Annotated in this window: 19 protein-coding genes; 6 read left to right on the top strand and 13 right to left on the bottom strand. The window is 57.9% G+C overall.

All coding sequences use genetic code 11. From position 1 onward, the window contains the following. Window positions 1-77: 77 nt before the first annotated feature. A complete protein-coding gene (locus ACN082_RS09255; RefSeq protein WP_419100572.1) occupies window positions 78-767 on the top strand; it encodes a 3'-5' exonuclease in 690 nt (229 codons plus the stop codon). On the opposite strand, the gene ACN082_RS09260 is transcribed toward ACN082_RS09255, so the two are convergent. Continuing rightward, window positions 764-1,258, bottom strand: a complete 495-nt coding sequence (locus ACN082_RS09260) for a MarR family winged helix-turn-helix transcriptional regulator (protein ID WP_419100573.1) — start codon at window positions 1,256-1,258, stop codon at window positions 764-766. The genes ACN082_RS09255 and ACN082_RS09260 overlap by 4 nt on opposite strands. A gap of 50 nt (window positions 1,259-1,308) precedes the next feature. Between ACN082_RS09260 and ACN082_RS09265 the strand changes: the two genes are divergently transcribed. Both ACN082_RS09265 and ACN082_RS09270 read left to right on the top strand, forming a co-directional pair. Continuing rightward, the gene (locus tag ACN082_RS09265) at window positions 1,309-2,178 is read left to right on the top strand and encodes a DMT family transporter (protein WP_419100574.1); all 870 of its coding nucleotides are present in this window, start codon (window positions 1,309-1,311) and stop codon (window positions 2,176-2,178) included. Between the two features lie 102 nt (window positions 2,179-2,280). Further along, window positions 2,281-3,618: a threonine/serine ThrE exporter family protein gene (locus tag ACN082_RS09270; protein WP_419100575.1), complete on the top strand. Its 1,338-nt coding sequence runs from the start codon at window positions 2,281-2,283 to the stop codon at window positions 3,616-3,618. Window positions 3,619-3,663: 45 nt separating this feature from the next. On the opposite strand, the gene ACN082_RS09275 is transcribed toward ACN082_RS09270, so the two are convergent. From ACN082_RS09275 to hemE, 12 genes are all read right to left on the bottom strand, one after another. Then, complete coding sequence (locus ACN082_RS09275) at window positions 3,664-4,320, bottom strand: TipC family immunity protein (protein WP_419100576.1); 657 nt, start codon at window positions 4,318-4,320, stop codon at window positions 3,664-3,666. A gap of 3 nt (window positions 4,321-4,323) precedes the next feature. Then, a complete protein-coding gene (locus ACN082_RS09280) occupies window positions 4,324-5,814 on the bottom strand; it encodes a hypothetical protein (RefSeq protein WP_419100577.1) in 1,491 nt (496 codons plus the stop codon). Between the two features lie 299 nt (window positions 5,815-6,113). Next, entirely contained in the window at window positions 6,114-6,452 is a 339-nt protein-coding gene (locus ACN082_RS09285; protein ID WP_419100578.1) for a DUF3958 family protein, read from the bottom strand. Window positions 6,453-6,464: 12 nt separating this feature from the next. Then, entirely contained in the window at window positions 6,465-6,698 is a 234-nt protein-coding gene (locus ACN082_RS09290; RefSeq protein WP_419100579.1) for a TIGR04197 family type VII secretion effector, read from the bottom strand. A 232-nt stretch (window positions 6,699-6,930) separates the two neighbouring features. Further along, window positions 6,931-8,256 carry a glutamate-1-semialdehyde 2,1-aminomutase gene (gene hemL / locus ACN082_RS09295; RefSeq protein ID WP_419100580.1) on the bottom strand — a complete coding sequence of 442 codons (1,326 nt, stop codon included), beginning with the start codon at window positions 8,254-8,256 and terminating at the stop codon, window positions 6,931-6,933. A 79-nt stretch (window positions 8,257-8,335) separates the two neighbouring features. Further along, window positions 8,336-9,346, bottom strand: coding sequence for a porphobilinogen synthase (gene hemB / locus ACN082_RS09300; RefSeq protein ID WP_419100581.1), 1,011 nt, complete (start codon window positions 9,344-9,346; stop codon window positions 8,336-8,338). A 13-nt stretch (window positions 9,347-9,359) separates the two neighbouring features. Further along, on the bottom strand, window positions 9,360-10,202 hold the full coding sequence (locus ACN082_RS09305; protein ID WP_419100582.1) for a uroporphyrinogen-III synthase: 843 nt from the start codon (window positions 10,200-10,202) through the stop codon (window positions 9,360-9,362). Continuing rightward, window positions 10,199-11,212, bottom strand: coding sequence for a hydroxymethylbilane synthase (gene hemC, locus ACN082_RS09310; RefSeq protein WP_419100583.1), 1,014 nt, complete (start codon window positions 11,210-11,212; stop codon window positions 10,199-10,201). The genes ACN082_RS09305 and hemC overlap by 4 nt, the downstream gene beginning before the upstream one ends. Window positions 11,213-11,318: 106 nt before the next feature. Continuing rightward, the gene (locus tag ACN082_RS09315; RefSeq protein WP_419100584.1) at window positions 11,319-12,641 is read right to left on the bottom strand and encodes a ferrochelatase; all 1,323 of its coding nucleotides are present in this window, start codon (window positions 12,639-12,641) and stop codon (window positions 11,319-11,321) included. Continuing rightward, entirely contained in the window at window positions 12,642-13,418 is a 777-nt protein-coding gene (gene hemQ / locus ACN082_RS09320) for a hydrogen peroxide-dependent heme synthase (RefSeq protein ID WP_419100585.1), read from the bottom strand. A gap of 32 nt (window positions 13,419-13,450) precedes the next feature. Continuing rightward, on the bottom strand, window positions 13,451-14,926 hold the full coding sequence (hemG, locus tag ACN082_RS09325; protein ID WP_419100586.1) for a protoporphyrinogen oxidase: 1,476 nt from the start codon (window positions 14,924-14,926) through the stop codon (window positions 13,451-13,453). An 8-nt stretch (window positions 14,927-14,934) separates the two neighbouring features. Further along, a complete protein-coding gene (gene hemE / locus ACN082_RS09330) occupies window positions 14,935-16,065 on the bottom strand; it encodes a uroporphyrinogen decarboxylase (protein WP_419100587.1) in 1,131 nt (376 codons plus the stop codon). A 233-nt stretch (window positions 16,066-16,298) separates the two neighbouring features. On the opposite strand from hemE, the gene ACN082_RS09335 reads away from it, so the two are divergent. From ACN082_RS09335 to ACN082_RS09345, 3 genes are all read left to right on the top strand, one after another. Then, window positions 16,299-17,594: a glutamyl-tRNA reductase gene (locus tag ACN082_RS09335; protein ID WP_419100588.1), complete on the top strand. Its 1,296-nt coding sequence runs from the start codon at window positions 16,299-16,301 to the stop codon at window positions 17,592-17,594. Window positions 17,595-17,663: 69 nt separating this feature from the next. Next, window positions 17,664-18,308, top strand: a complete 645-nt coding sequence (locus ACN082_RS09340) for a TetR/AcrR family transcriptional regulator (RefSeq protein ID WP_419100589.1) — start codon at window positions 17,664-17,666, stop codon at window positions 18,306-18,308. Window positions 18,309-18,434: 126 nt separating this feature from the next. Next, entirely contained in the window at window positions 18,435-18,659 is a 225-nt protein-coding gene (locus tag ACN082_RS09345) for a DUF3107 domain-containing protein (protein WP_419100590.1), read from the top strand. The last annotated feature ends 68 nt before the right edge of the window (window positions 18,660-18,727 follow it).

Here is an 18,727-nt window from a genome sequence, read left to right on the forward strand (position 1 = left end):
GCTGACACTTTAAGCATGCCGTCTATTGTGCCCTCCAATATTTAGCCGGAGCGGGCTGAGCGGCTACTATCGGTAGTATGACTTCTTGGACCGAGCTTCCCCGCGCCACCTTTGACCTTGAAACCACGGGCGTTGACCCGCAGACTGCCCGCATCGTCACCGCTTCCTTGGTGCTGGTTGACCCGGAGGGCGAGGTTCTGCGCGCCGGTGAGTGGCTAGCTGACCCCGGGGTTGAGATCCCAGAGCAGGCGGCGGCGGTCCACGGCATCACCACCGAGTACGCCCGTGAGCACGGCCAACCCGCCCAGAAAGTGGCCTACGAGGTGGCTATGGCACTTGGTGGTCTCTTTGCCGATGGTGTCCCGGTGATTGCTTTTAACGCCTCCTACGATTTTTCGGTCCTTAACCAGGAGCTGGCCCGCTACGGCTACCCAGCTCTGACCTGCTACCCGGTTCTTGATCCCCTGGTTATTAATAAGCGGGTTCACAAGTTTAAGAAGGGTAAGCGCACCCTGGAGGTGCTGGCCGGTGAGTACGGGGTGGACCTGGAAAACGCGCATACATCTAAGGACGACGCGCTGGCTGCCGAGCGTCTCCTGACCGCTATGAGCCTTGAGTATCCGGAGATTGAGCAAGCCGCAACCGCCTTGCACGAGCTCCAGGTGACCTGGGCTGCTGAGCAGGCCGCTGAGCTTCAGGACTACTTCAACCGCATCGGCAAGCAGGCCGAGGTTTCCGGCCAATGGCCGGTGCGCACCTACGCCTAGCCCAAGTCCTCGTAGCGCCCCAGCCACAGGGTCAGTAGGCTCTGGAGTTGTTCCCGTTCCTCGTTTGAGAAATGAGATACCAGTCGTTTCTCATTCTCCATATGCGCTTCGAAGGCGCGATTAATTGTCTCAAGGCCACGCATGGTAAGACGGACCAGCTTTGACCTTCCATCAAGCTCCGGGCTACTAGTACGTTCTACGAGTCCTGCTTTTTCCAGCCGGTCTAATCGTTTACTGGTCCCCCCGGTAGTGACCATAGTTCCGTAGGCTATATCAGCTGGCCGCATTTCGTAGGGAGCTCCCTGTCGCCTGAGTGTACAGAGAATATCGAATTCCCCTTCGTTGAGCCCGTATTCTCGGTAGACAGCAGTGATGTCTTCGGTTAGGTAACGAGCTAGCCGGTGAAGTCGCCCGATGATGCTCTGCGGTGCTAAATCTATTTCTGGGCGTTCACGCCGCCATTGCTCTTGGATGTAATCTACCCGGTCCATATTTACCCTCCCATTGACAGATAGCTTCCATGGAAGTAAATTTTGCTTCCATGGAAGTTAATTCTAGGTCAAAGATTCTCATCACCGCTATTGCCCCGCTTATCTGGGGTTCCACCTACTATGTGACCCGGCATTTCCTGCCTATGGACTATCCGCTCACCGGCTCAGCAATTCGCGCCCTACCAGCAGGCCTGCTTCTCCTCCTTTTCACGCGTCAGCTCCCCCGAGGTATCTGGTGGCTCAAAACCCTGGTTATTAGCTCCCTCACCATCTCCGGTTTCTTCGTGCTGGTTTATCTTGCCGGTAGCCGCCTGCCCAGCAGTATCGCCGCACTCATTATGGCGCTCTCTCCCATCGCCACTATCCTCATGGCCCGACTCCTCCTCAATGAGCGCATCACCACCCCTAAGCTGATGGGTGGAATCTTGGGCATAATTGGTGTAGCTCTCCTCCTGGGTGGGTTCAGCGGGACACTCGATGTTCTGGGCCTAGTTGCATCGGCCTGTGCCATGCTGACCTCAGCGCTAGGCTTTGTGCTCACCCGCCGCTGGCAACCACCCGTAGGACCAGCCACTTTCACCGCCTGGCAACTCACTGCGGGCGGCTTGGTTTTGTTCCCGCTAGCTCTAGTACTAGAAGGGCCACTACCCCCACAGGAGCCCGTCACCTACGCCGGTTATGCCTACATCATCATCTTCGCAAGTGTGGTGGCCTACCTCTGCTGGTTCAGTGGCCTGGCACATCTACAGGCTTCAACGGTCAGCATCATTGGGCTACTCAACCCGCTCACCGGGCTCCTGCTGGGTACCCTGCTAGCGGGCGAATCACTCACCCTCTTCCAGGGGCTAGGTTGCCTGCTCATCCTTACCGGGATCATGTGGGGCACCGGCACCCTCCGTCTATCCCGCACAAGGGCATAAAATAAGCACCGTCACGCTGTTCGAGAGGCCACTTAGGGGGACGACTCAACTAGATTAGATAGAGGAGAAATACCCCACATAAAACTAGCCCAAAGGACGACCGTGAACGAGCCAGCACCCACCGGCGGCATCTATATGGGGGCTAACCCTACCGCCCACCAGCGCCTTGTTGCCCAATCGGCGGTAGTCATGCAGCTAGGTCTTCTCTTGATGAAATCGGGCGCTAGCGCTTACCGGGTTAAGGCCTCAATGGCCCGCCTGGCCAAAGCGGTGGGGCTGGATGAGCACCACGCCCACATCACCTTCACCGAAATCTCCACCACCGCCTACGCCGGTGAGCACTTCCGCACCGAAATCGCCGAAACCCGCACCAAGGGTATCAACGCCTACAAGATTGACCTACTCGGGGATTTTGTGTCCTCCCTACCCGAGCAGATTGACCCCGCCGTAGCCGCAGCCACATTGACTCGTATTGAGAAGAAAAAGCCCCTCTACGCGCCCTGGCTTCTCGCCCTGGCCGCTGGTCTGGCCTGTGCCGGCTTCGCCTTCCTTAACCGGGGTGGGCCCATTGAGTGCGCGGTGGTCTTACTTTCAGCCTTCGCGGGGCAGTTGCTACGCTCCAAACTCGTGCACAAGGGTATGAACCATATGGCGGTCTGGCTCCTGTGCGGCCTGCTCTCGGCTGGTCTGTATGTGGCAACCATGAACGCCCTGATTCTGCCGGGGCTGATAGCCGATAACCACCTGGTCGGCTTTATCTCCTCGGTCCTCTACCTGGTTCCGGGCTTCCCCCTGGTCACGGGCCTCTTGGATATAGCCCGCATGGATTTCGCCTCGGGCATCTCTAGGCTCACCTATGTCACTCTGCTACTCACCAGTGCCTCGGGTGCAGTCTGGCTGGTGGCTCTACTCTTTAGTCTGCCCCTGGAACAGGCTCCGCCGCCTCATCTGCCCCTGCCTGGGCTTATCATTGTGCAGGTACTGGCCAGTTTCACCGCCGCCTACGGCTTCGCCATGCTTTTCTCTGCCACTCCCCTGGCCTGTACTTGGGCGGGGCTGATAGCGGCCCTGGTGAACCCCGGCAGGATCTGGCTCACCGAGGCAGGCTGGGCACCGCACCTGGCTATTGCCCTGGCTGTCTTTACGGCGGGTGTGCTATCTGAGGTTATTACCCCGCTTTACCAGCGGCGATTCTCCCGTATCTCTCTATCTGTCCCGGCGGCTGTCACCATGGTCCCGGGGGTCATGTTCTACATGTCCATGGCCCATTTCTCCAACGGAGATGTGGCTCAGGCTCTCAACAGTCTGGTGAGGGTTCTGCTGATTTTCCTTGCCCTGGGAATGGGGCTGGCTTTCTCCCGTCTGCTCATGGACCGTGACTGGCTCTACGACCGGGACACCCAGAACCTGGGGGCGCTCTCCAAGGAACATATGCGGTAACGAACCCCTTTGCAAAATCTTTAGTTATTTGGATATAAGGATATTCTATGTCCTGATTGAAAAATAAACATCCCACTCATCCACAACCCTCACATCACCATACGACAACGGAGAAAAATCAGAATCAAACACCTCCACCCAATCCGCAAGAATATAATCATCCACCACAGCCCGGTAATACCCCTCCACATCAGCCTTAGTAATACCAGCATCCGCAAGAGCCTGCGCTATAACATCACGACCCTTAAGATACTTACCATCAGCGCCCTTAACCCGAATATTCTTGCGTAGCTCACCGGCCTGAACATTAAACAACGCGTATTCCCGCAGAACCAAACCATTAGGAGCCTTAATGTGATAAATAATTACAAACTCTTCACTGTTAAAAAAGAACCGCATAGAAATATCATCAATATCATCTAACTCATCAGAGTTTTTATGGAAGTCATATAAAGGCCCCGGGTCCCCATCAATCATAGATAGGGTATCAACCTGCCCCGCTGCCTGAATATGGCTAATACTCGGGCGATTCTCATAATTCTTAGCCGTATCCGCATAAATCTCAGCAAAGATACTCTCCTGAGCAGGAATAGACCCCCAGGTAGCCACCTTCCACCCCAGATACCCAAGAGCGCAGGCCACCATGAGAACAAGCACACTACACATAGCTACAGCTAGTTTAATGTCTTTACTCCACGTCATGTTCTACCCCTCCTGCTTGGCATAGTCGACTATATGATTATCGAGCTTTTCCACAGACCTTAAAAAGTTATACGACTGAGGGTATGTCTCTTTCAAATACTGCAGCTTTTCACTCTCTGTTGAGTACTTCTCTGGAACCATAGAATAAACCTGATGCTTAATGTCACTGATACTGATATGCGAATTAAATTCTTGGGCACGGTTTGTGGTGCCCGCTTGAAGCTCGCTGTAGTACTGCGCCTGTACCACCTGGTAGGGAAGCCCCGTAGCATCAATGAGCCTACTAATATTGACAGCATCCAGGTCCGCCCTATAATTTGCATCTCCAATGGACGGATCAGGACCTGCCTTATCGGTTACATCTCCAATCCAACCGGAGAGCCCTCTTACATCGGCACCATATGTTTTCTGGGCCAAAACATCTGATAGGGCATTAACGGAATTATCAGCTATCCCCTGGTCCTGCCCCCTATAGCGCTCCGTGGCCGTAGTGATCAACTGATGGGTAAAGTCACTACCGCGTCTGTAACGGGAGACCCTGCTATCCCACCGTCTATCAAACTCTTCATCAGTCATAGGACCGTAAACTTTTTCCATTGAAGCTTTAACTTCTTGATACTTATATAATTCATTCGGGGCTTTTAAATCAGCACTGTATATATCCCCTGTCTGCCCAGAAAACTGATGCTGCAACCTTAATTCATAATAAAGCTGGTTTGCCTGCTCAGCATCTAATCCCAGCGATCTATAAATACTCCTAATATCTGAAGTATAGAAGGGGGGCGTACTTAAAATATACGCATCAGCTGGTAGAGCGATGGCTGAAACGCCTGGTACTGGTAGCAGATTTAAAGAATACGCAACAAATAGATAATAGGGCTTAGCGCTCAAAGGGCCTGCAGTCGCATCCCACTTAGCTTGTTGCTTGAAACTATCTGGGCCGTACGTAGCGCCACCCATGATCCGGAGCCATAAATAATCTTGCTGCTCCTGGCTCAAATTTGGAAACTTCTTGCTAATACCATCACGCACAGTGGCCATCAATGAAATCTCGTAGCACTTGTAACCGTACTGGGACTTATAGGGGTACCAGCACCGAGCCTTTGCCTCATCCCATCCGTAGTTATCAGCCATCTCGCGCACGAAAAGCTCCTCATCGTAGCGAGCCACAGCACCGCGAATATCATCAGCCCATGTCATATCATTCGGCAACACAAAAGTATTAGAACCCGCCTTAAAAGCAGACCGGGCGACAACAAGCCCCCTGCCAATCGCCGTATGCACAGCATCAATATCGCTAAACAGCGAAGAGGAAGAGGCATTAAAATCCCTTAATCGCTGTAGAAGACCCTCCAACCCCATCTGCACTCCAGACAAAGCAGATAGATTGGTCTGAACGGCTATCTTCTTCAACAGCTCATCCTCTTTAAGCTGCCCCAGGAGCCTTTGCTCCTGTGTGATGCTCGCCCCCACCTGGGCAATCTGTTCAAGCAATTCCGACTCTTTAACAGAATGCCCACACACCCGGGCTGTGAACTCCTGGGGCAAACGTTTCACAGCCTCCCCCACCGCCACAGACAGCACCTCACCGCCCTGAACCAGGGGCTTAATAACATCTGTAAAATACCTTTTAGCGCTCGAATAGGTCTGAGAATGTAACTCTTGGCACAGGGCGAACCGATCAATAGCAATTTTAAGCTTGCCATAACTATCTACCAGCTACAGCACAGTCGAGTGCGTAGTATTTGCCTGAGTAGTTGAATCTTCCACATACATATCGATGCTCATAGGTACTACTTTCTAGAAGAGTGAGCTTCATTATCAGCGCCACGACTAACTTTTTCTTGGAGGCTGTCTTTCTCCCCCTGAACAGCAGAGATCTGTTCACGCAACTCTGTATATGCACTTTCAAGCGCGCCCATCATCTGCCGGCGCTCCCTACACACGTCCTCAGCGCAACGGGCAAAAGTAGGATTATCACGGTAGGTTTGAGCAACTGAGTCAACAAGATGCTGAGTCTGCCAAAAGTGCGTAGCGAACTCCTGTATCAAGTTCTCCAGCTTTTTAGCCCGCCGATGCAAATCATCATGCTCTAGCTCAAGGCGTTTTATATCCCCACGCCAGGTATCCACAGGGCCCGGCATTTAACGGCCACCAGCCATATCAGCATCCACAAAATTCTGGTAGATAGTGCCTATTTGTGTCACGGCATCCTGGACCGCGCAGGCAATCTCTGTTGCCGCAGCCAGCATCGAGTCAAGCGACGAATGAGCGGTGCTGTTACCCGTAACAGTAGTGGCGGTATCACGAGTTGGGGCAGTTACAGCGGTCAAAGCCTGGGCTGGTGAAGACAGTTCTGTCGCCTGTTGCTGGGCCACAGAACTATCATTTCTAACTTCATGTGGTCATGTCGTCATACTAGCTAGGCTTTCTCAGTTGGAGGTACGTTCCTGAAAATCACCCTACCAGAACTACTAAGGCTTACTCTCAACTAAACGAAGCCCAGCACCGGGGCTCCGCCGGTACGGGGCTTCTGCGCTTGGCGGTGCTTCTGCGCTTGGCGGGGCTTCTTTAGGCCCCGCCTGAGCTGGTCCGGCTATTTCTCAGCCTTTAGGCCACAGCCTGTGCAGCTGCTTCCGCTGCAGCAGGCAGGGCCGAGATAATCCGATCCATGGCCGCATCGTCATGCGCGGCAGAGAGGAACCAGGCCTCATAGGCACTCGGGGGCAGGTAGACCCCGGATTTGAGCATGGAATGGAAGAAAGCATTGTAACGGTAGGTCTGCGAGTTCTTAATATCCTCGTAGTTGTGCACACCGGTCTCAGCGGTACCAAAAGCAACCGAGAACAGGTTGCCCGCCCGCTGGAGCGAGTGGTTTACACCGGCGGCATTCAGAGCCTCGGTCAGGGCCTGCTGAAGCTGGGCCGAACGGGCATCAATGGTGGCGTAGACCGATTCATCGGCGGCCCTAAGCGTTGCCAGGCCAGCGGCCATAGCAATCGGGTTACCCGAGAGAGTGCCCGCCTGGTAGACCGGGCCGGTCGGTGCCAGATACTCCATCACCTGGCGCTTACCGCCCAGAGCCGCAGTGGGCATGCCTCCACCAATAACCTTGCCAAAGGTGAAAATATCGGGGGCCCAGTTACCCTCGGAAGGAGCGGAGTAGCCCCAGTAGCCAGCAGAGGATACGCGGAATCCGGTCAGCACCTCATCAAAAATCAGCAGAGCGCCGTTCTCGCTGGTGACCTGGCGCAGGAAAGCGTTGAATCCCTCGCCGGGAGTCACCACGCCCATGTTGCAGGGGGCGGCCTCGGTGATGATGGCGGCAATCTGGCCGGGGTGGGCGGCAAAGGCCGCGCGTACAGCCTCTTCGTCGTTGTAGGGCAGGACGATAGTCTCGGCGGCGGTTGCGGCGGTAACACCTGCGGAGCCGGGCAGGGAGAGGGTGGCAACACCCGAGCCTGCCTCGGAGAGCAGAGCGTCCACGTGGCCGTGGTAGCAGCCAGCAAACTTGATGATCTTGTCGCGGCCGGTGTAGCCGCGTGCCAGGCGGATAGCGGTCATGGTGGCTTCGGTGCCGGTGGAAACCATGCGCACCTGGTCTATAGTGCCCGGTGCAACAGCGTTAATACGGTTGACCACCAGCTCGGCCAGTTCGGTTTCGGCGGCGGTCGAAGCGCCAAAAGATAGGCCGTGTTCCACAGCGGCGTGCACCGCCTCGATAACGGCGGAGTGTTTGTGCCCCAGCAGGGCTGGGCCCCAGGAGCAGACCAAATCGACATAGTTGTGGCCATCGGCATCGGTCAGGTAGGGGCCGGACGCCTCCACCATAAAAGCGGGGGTGCCACCCACCGAGTTAAAGGCACGAACCGGGGAGTTCACGCCACCGGGAATAACCTGGGTGGAGCGGGCAAAAAGTTCTTCAGAGACGGTCATTGACCGGGCTTCCTTTCGTGGGGACGGCGCGCTCGGTATGGCAAGAGCGCCCCGGTGAGTCTGAGTCTAAGCTAACCCGCTAGGCCTTCTGGCGCAACCAGGAAGCGGCTTCTGTGGCGTAGTAGGTGAGGATAATGGAGGCACCGGCCCGGCGAATCCCCATAAGGGCTTCTAGGGCTACGGCCTTGCGGTCAATCCAGCCAGCGGCGGCGGCGGCCTCAATCATGGCGTACTCCCCCGAGACCTGGTAGGCGGCCACCGGCACGGGTGAGAAGTCAGTAACCTCCCGCACGATGTCCAGGTAGGCGGTAGCCGGTTTAATCATGACCATATCGGCGCCCTGCTCAATATCAAGCTGAACCTCGTAGAGGGATTCGCGGCGGTTGGCGGGATCCTGCTGGTAGGTCTTGCGGTCCCCGGTGAAGGTGGAACCTACCGCCTCGCGGAAGGGACCAAAGAAGGCAGAGGCGTACTTGGCGGAGTAGGCCAGGATAGAGACATCGGTGAAGCCGGCCTGGTCTAGGGCGGTACGCATGGCGGCGATTTGGCCGTCCATCATGCCCGAGGGGCTGACCGTGTGAGCACCGGCTTGTGCCTGGGAAACAGCCATCTTGCAGTAGGCCTCTACCGCCGCATCGTTATCAACCACGGTATTACCCTGGGAGTCGGTGGTCAGCGGGCCGCAGTGGCCGTGGTCGGTGAACTCGTCCAGGCAGGTGTCGGCCATAACCACCACGGAGTCCCCGAAGTGCTGGCGCACAGTGGCGATAGCGCGGTTGAGAATGCCGTCCGGTGCCCAGGCGGCAGAGCCGATAGCGTCCTTATCTTGGTCGCGGGGAACACCAAAGAGGTCGATACAGCGCACACCGGCATCCACGGCCTTTTGGACCTCACCAATGACGGTGTCTAGGGTGTGCTGGTACTGGCCGGGCATGGATTCAATGGCGACCGGGGCATCGATGCCGTCGCGTACAAAGAGAACCTGGACCAGGTTGGCAGGGGTCAGGGCGGTTTCTGCGGTCAGCGCCCGCATGGGGGCAGTGGTGCGCAGGCGGCGGGGGCGGACGGGTAAGGATGAAGGCTGGAACACTGTTTTGTACTCTCTAGGATGCGGACTGGGAGGCTAAGAAGGCGGCAGTTGCCAGGTCTGCCGGGGCGGGGCTGGTGGCTACCGAAATCTTATGCGGGCGGGCAGGCTGGGTCAGGGCCTCCGCCGCAGCCCGGGTGCTGGCACCAATAGCGACGGTGGGCGGTAGGGCAAAACCAACCGACCGGGCTAGGGTTTTCAGGAGCAGGGGTGAAGTCGCTACCAGAACGTCCACTTCTGCCAGGGCTTCACGGGCCTGCTCCAGCGTGAGGGCCACAGCATCGTCCTGGGCCTGAGAATCCTGGGTATCTTCGGGTTCGGCTAGGGGCAGGTCAGCCGGGTAGGGCACCATATCGTAGACGGCCAGCGGAGCAACAGTGTAGCCGTAATCGGTCAGGCCATCTTCAAGGACGGGGCTGGCGGTAGTACCCTGCACGGCCAGGACCTTTTCGGTGGTGGGGTCTTCCCACTCTTCATCAATTAGCCATTCTTCAATCATGCCGGCGGCAGACTGGGTGTGGGGAACAAAATCAACCAGCAGGCCGCGTTCGGTCAGGGCGGCTTCGGTAGCCCGGCCAACCGCCGCGATCTGGGCTGCTCCCAGGAGCTGAACCAGGGGCTGACCAATCTCTTGGGCCAGTTTTTCAAGGCCCAGCACCCCGTTGGCAGAGGTGAAAGTGACCCAGGAAAACTCACCGCGCACCAGGGCAAAGGCGATTTCTTCCCAGTCCTCAGGTTGGCGGGCAACCGCCTGGAGGACGGGTGCGCACAGCACCCGAGCGGCGGGGTCGTGGGCCTGGACTTGACGGGTAAAAGCGGCGGCCTGATGAGGGGTTCTGGTAATCAGGTAGGTGCTCATTTTTGTTCTCCTAACCCTGCCAGCTCAGCAGCGCCACCTGCCAGTAATTCCTCAGCCGCACGCACCCCCAGCTCGTAGGCGGTTTCTGGGCTGAGCGTGGCGGTAGCTACCCTATGTCGCATGACTTGGGTTCCTGCGGGGTCGGCAACGGCCACCGAAAGTTCGAGCTGACCGCTCTTGACCTGAGCGTAGGCCCCAATAGGCGCGGCGCACCCGGCTTCAAGACGACGGAGCAGAGCACGCTCAGCAGTCACAGCAAGCTGGGTCTCAGTGTGGTTAACCGCCAGCACAGCGGTACCCAAGGCAGTTTTTTCCGCCCCCTCAAGTTCCTTAGAACGAATTTCCAGGGCGAGGGCGCCCTGCCCGGGGGCCGGGAGCACCCGGTCGGTATCGAGGTACTCGGTAATGGTCTTTTCCAGGCCCAGTCGGCGCAGGCCAGCGGCGGCCAGTACCACAGCGTCGCAGTCACCGGTGATAGCGCCCAGTTTCTTCTCGCCGTGCAGGCCGTGAGCGCCCACCCCATAGGCTTCATTCCCGGCCACCCGGGCCAGGCGGGTGCCCACATTGCCGCGAATATCGACGATGGTTAGGTCGGGGCGCAGGGCCAAGAGCTGAGCGGCACGGCGCGGTGAGCCGGTCCCCACCCGGGCCCCGGCTGGCAGAGTATCTAGGGTCAGTCCGTCACGAGCACACAGGGCATCCCGAGGGTCTTCACGCAGGGGTGTTGCGGCTACGGTTAGCCCTGGGCAGGGAGCACTCGGTAAATCTTTGAGGGAGTGCACGGCAAGATCAACCTCCCCCTCCAGCAGGCGGCAACGCAGGGTCGCGGCGAAGACACCGGTGCCACCCAGTTGCGATAGGGGGCCGGTCAAGACGTCCCCTTCCGTTTTCACCGTAACGGTGTCCAAAACTAGGCCGGTTGCTGAGCGTATCTGCTCCACGGCCCAGGCTGTCTGGGTGGTTGCCAGGGCTGAGCCTCGTGTGCCCACCCTGTAGTGCTGAGCTACCATCGCTGAATCCTCGTTGTTTTTTGGGTCCTCTAGACTACCCTGCCCCGGTCCCCTAGACGGGAACCGGGGCCAGTAGGGTAAGGAGCCAATCGGTGCCTGTGCTTTCTTAGCGGGTTCCGCCGGTGATGTCGCCGGTGTAGTTGGCAATCACGGGCTTCTCAGAGCCTGGGCGGGTAGATTTGCAACAGTTGGGATTGCAGAAGTCAAACCAACCCTTGCCACCGCAGACACTGTCTCTGGCTTCTTGCACGCCTTGGGCATCCTGAGCCGGAGCGGTGGAGGCAACACGCTCAGCAATCAGCTGGCGCAGGCCTTCCACATAGGCGGGGTGAGTGCCGGGGGTCGGGGTGCGCGTGGCTACAAAGCCGAGGCGTTCGCAGGTATCCAAAGCCTCAGTATCAAGATCCCACATGACCTCCATATGGTCTGAGACGAATCCCAGGGGAACTAGAACCACGCCATCTACTGCACCTTCGAGAGCCTCAAGGGCATCGTTGACATCCGGTTCAAGCCAGGGCATGGTGGGCGGGCCAGAACGGGACTGGTAGACCAGCTCCCAATCCACCTTATCCAGCAGATCGGGGTCAATCTGCTGAACGCCGGACAAAACCGCGCGAGCGGCCTGCAGATGCTTTTCTACATAGGCACTACCGCCTTCGTAGTCCACCCCGCGTGGGCCTGCTTCGTTTGCGGCGCTGGTAGGGACCGAGTGGGTGCAGAACATCACACGAATTTTACCGTTACCGGCGGCAGGTTTCTGGGTCTGAGTCAGGCGAGCGCGTACGTCTTTGAGGCCCTCAACTAGTCCCTCAACAAAGGGTGTGATAAAGCCGGGGGTGTCAAAGAACTGCCTGACCTTGTCAATCTGTAACTTGCCTTCTAAGCCCAATTTTTCTAGGGCAAGGCCGTAGTCCTCCCGGTATTGGCGGCAGGATGAGTAGCCGGGGTAAGCACTGGTTGCTAAGACCAAGATTTTGCGTTTACCGCGCCGGTAGGCATCTTCAACTACATCTGGCACGTAGGGATCCCAGTTGCGGTTAGCCCAGGTAATTTCAATATCTGGGCCTTTTTCGGCCAGAGCTTCTTGGAGGGCCCCAAGCAGGGCACGGTTCTGGGCGTTGATGGGTGAGACTCCCCCATTGGCGCGGTAGTGGGTTGCTACCTCTTCCAGGCGTTCGTCGGGGATACCGCGCCCGGCGGTAACATTACGCAGGAAGGGAATCACATCCTCCTGGCCTTCGGGGCCGCCGAAGGAGGAAAGGATGACCAGGTCGTAGTCAACAGGGACCGAAGCGCGAGGGCGGGTCAGATTCTCTTCGCCGTGGTAAGAACCCAAAGTAGTCTGATCTAGTGTGGCGGGGCCGTTAGATGCAGTGTTGTTAGGGTCGGTCAGGTTGGGAATAATATCTTGAGGAATTTGAGTAGTCATTTAGGCAAGTACCTGCACAATCTCTGCCGCCGGGATACGGCGACCGGTGTAAAAGGGGGTCTCTTCGCGGACGTAGAGGCGGGCCTCGGTATTTCGGAAGTGACGCATCATATCGACCAAATCTACCAGTTCTGGGGCTTCAAGAGCCAGGACCCATTCGTAGTCGTTCAGGCCGAAAGTGGCGATAGTGTTGGCCAGGACCTGGGGGAAGTCCCGCCCCTTCATACCGTGGTTCTTAAGCATTTCGGCACGACGTTCGGCGTTCATGTAGTACCAGTCCCAGGAACGTACGAAGGGGTAGACGCAGACCCAGGCTTCGGGAGCGATCCCCTTGGCAAAGCAGGGGGCGTGCTGGCGGGTGAACTCGGCATCGCGGTGAACACCCATGGTGGACCAGACAATTTTGGTGCCGGAGAAAGCGGCGGTGCGGCGGATTTTACGGACAGCGGCTTGCAGGGCTTCTGGCTTCTCGCCGTGAATCCAGACCATGATGTCTGCGTTATCGCGCATAGCCGAGACATCGTAGAAGCCTCGCAGGGTTACGCCCTCTGCTTTAAGGGCTTCTTCGAGCTGTTCGAGTTCGGCGGTGGCGGCAGCACCGGTTACATCAGCTACAGGTGCGGTGTCGCGGGCGAAAACGGTGTAGAGGGCATAGTAGAGCTGGGAATCGCCCTCGGCGGGTGCACCGGGAACCTGCCCCTGAACCTTCTGGGGCTGGCCGGGGTGTGATCCGTGGCCTGTAGTGCCGTGGCCCTGCTGTGCGGTGGGATGTGACATTGAGGGGACCTTTCTGTCCTGGGGTGTGAGGGTTAGTCCTTGTGGGATGCTGTGGGCTTCTTGCGTTCTGCAAAGCTGCGGATATGAGCTTGTGTGTCTGCAGTCACGGCAGCTAAACCGGTGCCGGCGATCCAGGCTCCCACTGCGGTAGCTCCCGGTAGGTCTTCGAGAGCCGAGCGGAATCCGGCGACCCGTTGGCGGTGCCCGGGTGCGGTAGCCGGTAGGGCGCTTGGCCAGCGCACTACGTCGGCGGCTACCAGCTGACTCTTACTGATGGGAACGCCCAGGAGCTGACCGGCATCGTGCAGGGCCAGGGTAACGAGTTGATCATCGTGCAAGGCTAGCTCTGAGAGGGGTGAGGTGTCGTGTTCCTTACCACGCCCGTAGGAGAGACGGACCAGGTGGCGGCCCTCCCCCGCTTTTTCTGCCACCCAGTCCCATTTGGCGGTGGCGTGGGTCAGAGCCTTGGCACGGACCGTTGTGACGGCTTCGCTGACTAGCAGTCCGGTTCCGCGGGGGGCTGAGTCCAGTGCTGGTTGGTCAAGGACCAGGGAAACCAGTGCGACCTCGGGGCCGGGTGTGATGGGAGGTAAGGACGAGGCAGGCAGGTGAGGCCCGAGCAGGCGAATGCTGGTTTGGGCATCGGTTGCTACCACCAGGAGTTCACCGTGAATCATGGCCGACTTTTCGCCGTATTCGGGCTGGCGCTGGATAGCAGTCCAGGCGCCGGTGACGGGGTCACGGTCAACGGCGATGGTGTCAAAGCCGGTCACAATACGTACCCGGTGCCGTAGCAGTTCATCGACCAGTGCCTCGGAGAGCTGGTTCATGCCGCCCTCGATGCCTGCGATCTGGGATCCTGCCGGTGAGGCTGCCCGCATACGGGCCGACGCGGCAGCTAGGGATCCCAGTTCTTTAAGACCCTCAAGCAGGCCGGGGGCGATGGTTGCAATTTCTAGCTGATCAGGGTGCACAGCGTGAACGCCCGAAACGACGGGAGCAACGAGTCGGTCCAGAACCTGCTGGCCCATGCGGATACGGACCAGGTCGCCCAGCGTTTTGGCGTGGGTACCTGCGGAGCGGGGCAGAACCATGTCCAGTTTGGCTCGCCGGTAGCCGGAGCGGTCCAGAATCTTTTTGAAGGCTGGGTCATCAAAGCTACCGGGGATACCCAGCACACCGGTGGACGGTGAGGGAAAAGCTCCCTGGGGCAGGTAGAGCCAGGAACCGCGTGGCTGAGGGGTGACGATACGGTCAGCTAGGCCCAGCTCGGTCAGCAAATCTTTGACCGCTGTGGTGCGAGTTGCAAAGGATTCAGCACCGGAGTCCAGCACCAGCCCTGCAAGCTGGTGGGCACCGACAGCGCCACCCAGGTGGCTTTCGCGTTCCACCAGAGTCACTTTTTTACCGGCTTGGGTGAGTTGGCGGGCGGCTAAGAGGCCCGAGACTCCACCGCCAATCACCAGGGCGGTGTTCTGCGGTATGGTGCCGTGTAATTCCTGTGCCATTGCCTGCCTCAGCTAGCCTTGCGGGTCTGGGTGTGGATGTATTCGACGAGTCTGGTTAGTACGGTGGGATCGGTGGTGGGCGGTACGCCGTGTCCCAGGTTGACCACGTGGGCCGGGGCGCAACGACCTTCTTCAAGAACGCTGTCGGTGTGTGCGGCCAAGGCATCCCAACCTGAGGCTAGCAGGGCGGGGTCGATATTACCCTGCAGGACAATGCCGCCGCCGAGTCTGCGCTGGGCTTCAGACAGGGGAAGACGGTAGTCCACGCCGATAACGTCTGCGCCGGCCTCGAGCATGGCCGGTAGCAGTTCGGCGGTGCCGGTACCAAAGTGAATGCGGGGCACACCGTAGTGCTCAATGGCGGTCAGGGTGGCAGCTGAGTGGGGCTGGACGAAGCGGCGGTAGTCAGCTTGGCCTAGGGAGCCGGCCCAGGAGTCAAAGAGCTGGACGGCCGATGCGCCAGCCTCGATCTGGGCGGCAAGGAACTGGGCTGAGGTGCGGGCGGCCCACTGACCCAGAGCTTCCCAGGCTTCTGGGTTTGCATGCATCATGGTGCGCGGGCGCAGGTGGTCGCGCGAGGGCCCGCCTTCGACCATGTAGGCGGCCACGGTGAAAGGGGCACCGGCAAACCCGATGAGCGGGGTGGACCCCAGCTGTTCAACAGTTAGGGCTACCGCTTGACGGATGGGATCAAGTGCTGAGTCTTCAAGCTCGGGCAGATTTTTGATGTCTTCAAGGGTGCGCACGGGGGCATCGAGGACGGGGCCGCGCCCGGGCACGATATCTACGCCGACACCCGCAAGCTTCATGGGGATAACGATGTCAGAGAAGAAGATAGCGGCATCGACACCGTGGCGGCGAACCGGCTGGAGGGTAATCTCAGCGGCTAACTCAGGGTTGAGGCAGGAATCAAGCATGGGGATTCCCTCGCGTATCTGGCGGTATTCGGGCAGGGAGCGCCCTGCCTGGCGCATGAACCAGACCGGTGAGTGATCTGCGGAGCGGCCGGTGAGGGTGCGAATCATGGCGGACTCACCGGTATGTGCGGTTTTGAGAGGGTGATGGGTGGGTAGATGGGCGAGCTGCTCATCGGTAAGTAGGGCGCGCTGACGCAGGGGGGCGGTATTGGTCTGACTCATATCTTCCATTCTGCCAAGTTTATGCCAAAACTTTAGAGACAAACTGTCGTTGAGTCGCCGGTGCAGGGGTGGATGCTTCTTTTCACAGGGGCTAGCCGAGGGAAACGCATAAATAATTGACAACTTTCGAAGAACCTTTTGCCCCATATTTGCACACTTCAGGTCACTTTTGAGAACCTTAGTGACAGACTGTCAGCGATAAAGCTCATTTACCCCCTTATGATAGAGACGTTGTGACCATTTTTAGCCTTGTAGCATCGCATCGCTCTGTTGACCTCACCACCGTGGCTTTTCTCAGCGAAGGAGTTGAGAAAATTCAGCGAAACCTTGAGAAAACCGGTGTTCGTGGTGAGGTTATTTTGTCTACCTGCAATCGGCTAGAACTCTACGCAGAAATCCCCAGCAAACCGGGCGCTACCGAGCAAAACATCAGCAACGATGTCATCACAGTTGCTGAGCGTATCTTTGAGCTGATTGCTAGAGGTTCCGGCCTCTCCTACGACATCGTTGAGAATAGCTTCGACATTCTGGTCAATGCCGATGCCGCCCACCACCTTTTCACTGTGGCTTCTGGCCTTGAGTCCGCTGTGGTTGGCGAGCGCGAAATTACCGGCCAGGTTCGCAGGGCCCTTACCTTAGCGCAAGATAAGGGGCGGGCTACAGGCAACCTGGTCAGGCTTTTTGACCACGGCGCGCAGACTGCTCGTAAGGTTGGCCAGCGCACATTACTGGGTTCGCGCGGTCGTTCTATTGTTTCTGTTGCCCTTGATATGGCAGATGAGGTGGCCGAGAAGTCCTGGCAGGATCGTCGGGTGCTGGTTTTTGGCACCGGAGCCTACGCTGGCGCGACTGTAGCGGCCTTGCACAGCAGGGGAACCAGCGATATCTGGATTTATTCGCGTTCTCATCGTGCAGCTACTTTTGCCGACAAACGAGGCGTTTTTGCCGTCCCCCACGGCCAGCTCCATGAGCAGATGCGAAAGGCGGACATCATTATTGGGTGCTCTGGTGGCGCTTCACCCATGCTTCCCATTGAGATTCCAGAAGGAAAGCGCGTTATCCTCGACCTGGCCCTGACCAGGGACTTTGCGCCGGAGGTAGCTGATCTTCCCCAGGTCGAGCTCATCACGCTGGAGTCGGTGCGCCTGGCCGCCCCCGAAGAAACCGTGGAGTCGGTTAATACTGCCCGCACAATTGTGGACGAAGAAGCTGCCGAGTTTTCCGTCAAAGAGAAGGCTCGCAGTGTAGACGCTGCTATTGTTGCTCTGAGGCAACACACCATGAGTGTGCTTGATGCCGAGGTAGCGAAGGTACATAACCAGTACGGTTGCACTGCCGCTACCGAGCAGCTTGAGCTGGCCATGCGTCGCATGGTCAAGTCGCTGTTACATACGCCCACCGTTCGAGCCCGTGAGTTGGCACGTGACGGTAGGACCGATGAATACGTGGCAGCGCTAGAAGCTCTTTACGGCATCGAAGTTCAAGAGAACTCCGCTGACGAGGTATCGCCTCAAACCGATGCCTCCTAGCGAGCGGCCACGCCAAGGGCCGCTTTAGCCTTGTCCACATCCACCGTTCCAGAGGTCCGGCCACACACAATGTCCGCATACTTTCCCGACCAGCCAGCTCAGGGCGATTCTAACGGGATTAGTCGCCTACCCAAAGATTTACGTCGCCAACAGCTAATTAGCAATGCGGCCCGCGTTTTTGCTTCCCAGGGCTACCACTGCACCACCATGGATCATATTGCTTCGGCATCGCAGGTCACTAAGCCTGTGCTCTATCAGCATTTCACCGGTAAGAGGGAACTTTACCTAGCTGTTCTCGATGAACAGATTGAACTGCTCCTTACAAACCTTGTTAGCCCCTTGCACGGAACCAACGTCAACAAGGAACGCGTCAAAGGCGTTATCGAGGCTTTCTTTAATTTCGCGCGCACCAATGTGGTCGGTTACCGCATTATTTTTGAGTCTGATATCCAGACGGATTTTGCTGTTCAAGAGCGTACCGAGGGCATGCACACCCGGATCGCTGAGCACATCGCACATGTTCTGGCACCCAATGCAGGCATGGACTTTAGCGAAGCTATGATGACTGCCCGCATGCTCACCGGCATGACGCAGGCCGCCGCTCACATGGTGGTAGGCACCGAAACTTCTGCTGAGCAGCTAGCGCTTGCCGAGAGAGCTGTTTTCCGGCTTGCCTGGGGTGGCATCTCAATTATTGACGAAGATTGGGAATAGACGGGCCTACCCCGCGTGCTTGTCAGCTCAGACCGAAACCTGCCACGAGCCACCGCTCCCCTGCCGTAGACTGAGGAACACTGCCAGAGCCCGCGCCAGGTGGGCCCAAACCGAAGGAAGTATCCCGTGGAAATCAAAATTGGTGTACTGAACGTTCCCACCCAGGTCATTATCGAATCTGATGAAAGCGCCGAGCAGGTTCGCGCTAAGGTGGCAGAAGCTCTGCAGACCGGAGGCCTGCTGGAACTGACCGACTCCAAGGGCGCCACAACCCTAGTTCCCGGGGCTCAAATTGGCTTTGTGGAGCTGGGTATTGAGTCCAAGCACCGGGTAGGTTTTGGCATCGGCTAAACACCCATGTTTCGGCAAAGAGGGCCGGGCGCGGGGGACCCCCGGCCCGCCCACACGTAAAATTTATT

The organism is Rothia sp. CCM 9417 (assembly GCF_048513575.1).
Lineage (GTDB): Bacteria > Actinomycetota > Actinomycetes > Actinomycetales > Micrococcaceae > Rothia.

Excerpts from the sequence above, each read along its gene's own strand:
- ACN082_RS09255 (WP_419100572.1), top strand. The coding sequence starts at position 78 with ATGACTTCTTGGACCGAGCTTCCCCGCGCCACCTTTGACCTTGAAACC.
- hemE (WP_419100587.1), bottom strand. The coding sequence starts at position 16,065 with ATGAGTCAGACCAATACCGCCCCCCTGCGTCAGCGCGCCCTACTTACC.
- ACN082_RS09315 (WP_419100584.1), bottom strand. The coding sequence starts at position 12,641 with ATGACTACTCAAATTCCTCAAGATATTATTCCCAACCTGACCGACCCT.
- hemQ (WP_419100585.1), bottom strand. The coding sequence starts at position 13,418 with ATGTCACATCCCACCGCACAGCAGGGCCACGGCACTACAGGCCACGGA.
- hemG (WP_419100586.1), bottom strand. The coding sequence starts at position 14,926 with ATGGCACAGGAATTACACGGCACCATACCGCAGAACACCGCCCTGGTG.
- ACN082_RS09275 (WP_419100576.1), bottom strand. The coding sequence starts at position 4,320 with ATGACGTGGAGTAAAGACATTAAACTAGCTGTAGCTATGTGTAGTGTG.
- ACN082_RS09340 (WP_419100589.1), top strand. The coding sequence starts at position 17,664 with ATGTCCGCATACTTTCCCGACCAGCCAGCTCAGGGCGATTCTAACGGG.
- hemL (WP_419100580.1), bottom strand. The coding sequence starts at position 8,256 with ATGACCGTCTCTGAAGAACTTTTTGCCCGCTCCACCCAGGTTATTCCC.
- ACN082_RS09260 (WP_419100573.1), bottom strand. The coding sequence starts at position 1,258 with ATGGACCGGGTAGATTACATCCAAGAGCAATGGCGGCGTGAACGCCCA.
- ACN082_RS09305 (WP_419100582.1), bottom strand. The coding sequence starts at position 10,202 with ATGAGCACCTACCTGATTACCAGAACCCCTCATCAGGCCGCCGCTTTT.
- hemC (WP_419100583.1), bottom strand. The coding sequence starts at position 11,212 with ATGGTAGCTCAGCACTACAGGGTGGGCACACGAGGCTCAGCCCTGGCA.
- ACN082_RS09265 (WP_419100574.1), top strand. The coding sequence starts at position 1,309 with ATGGAAGTTAATTCTAGGTCAAAGATTCTCATCACCGCTATTGCCCCG.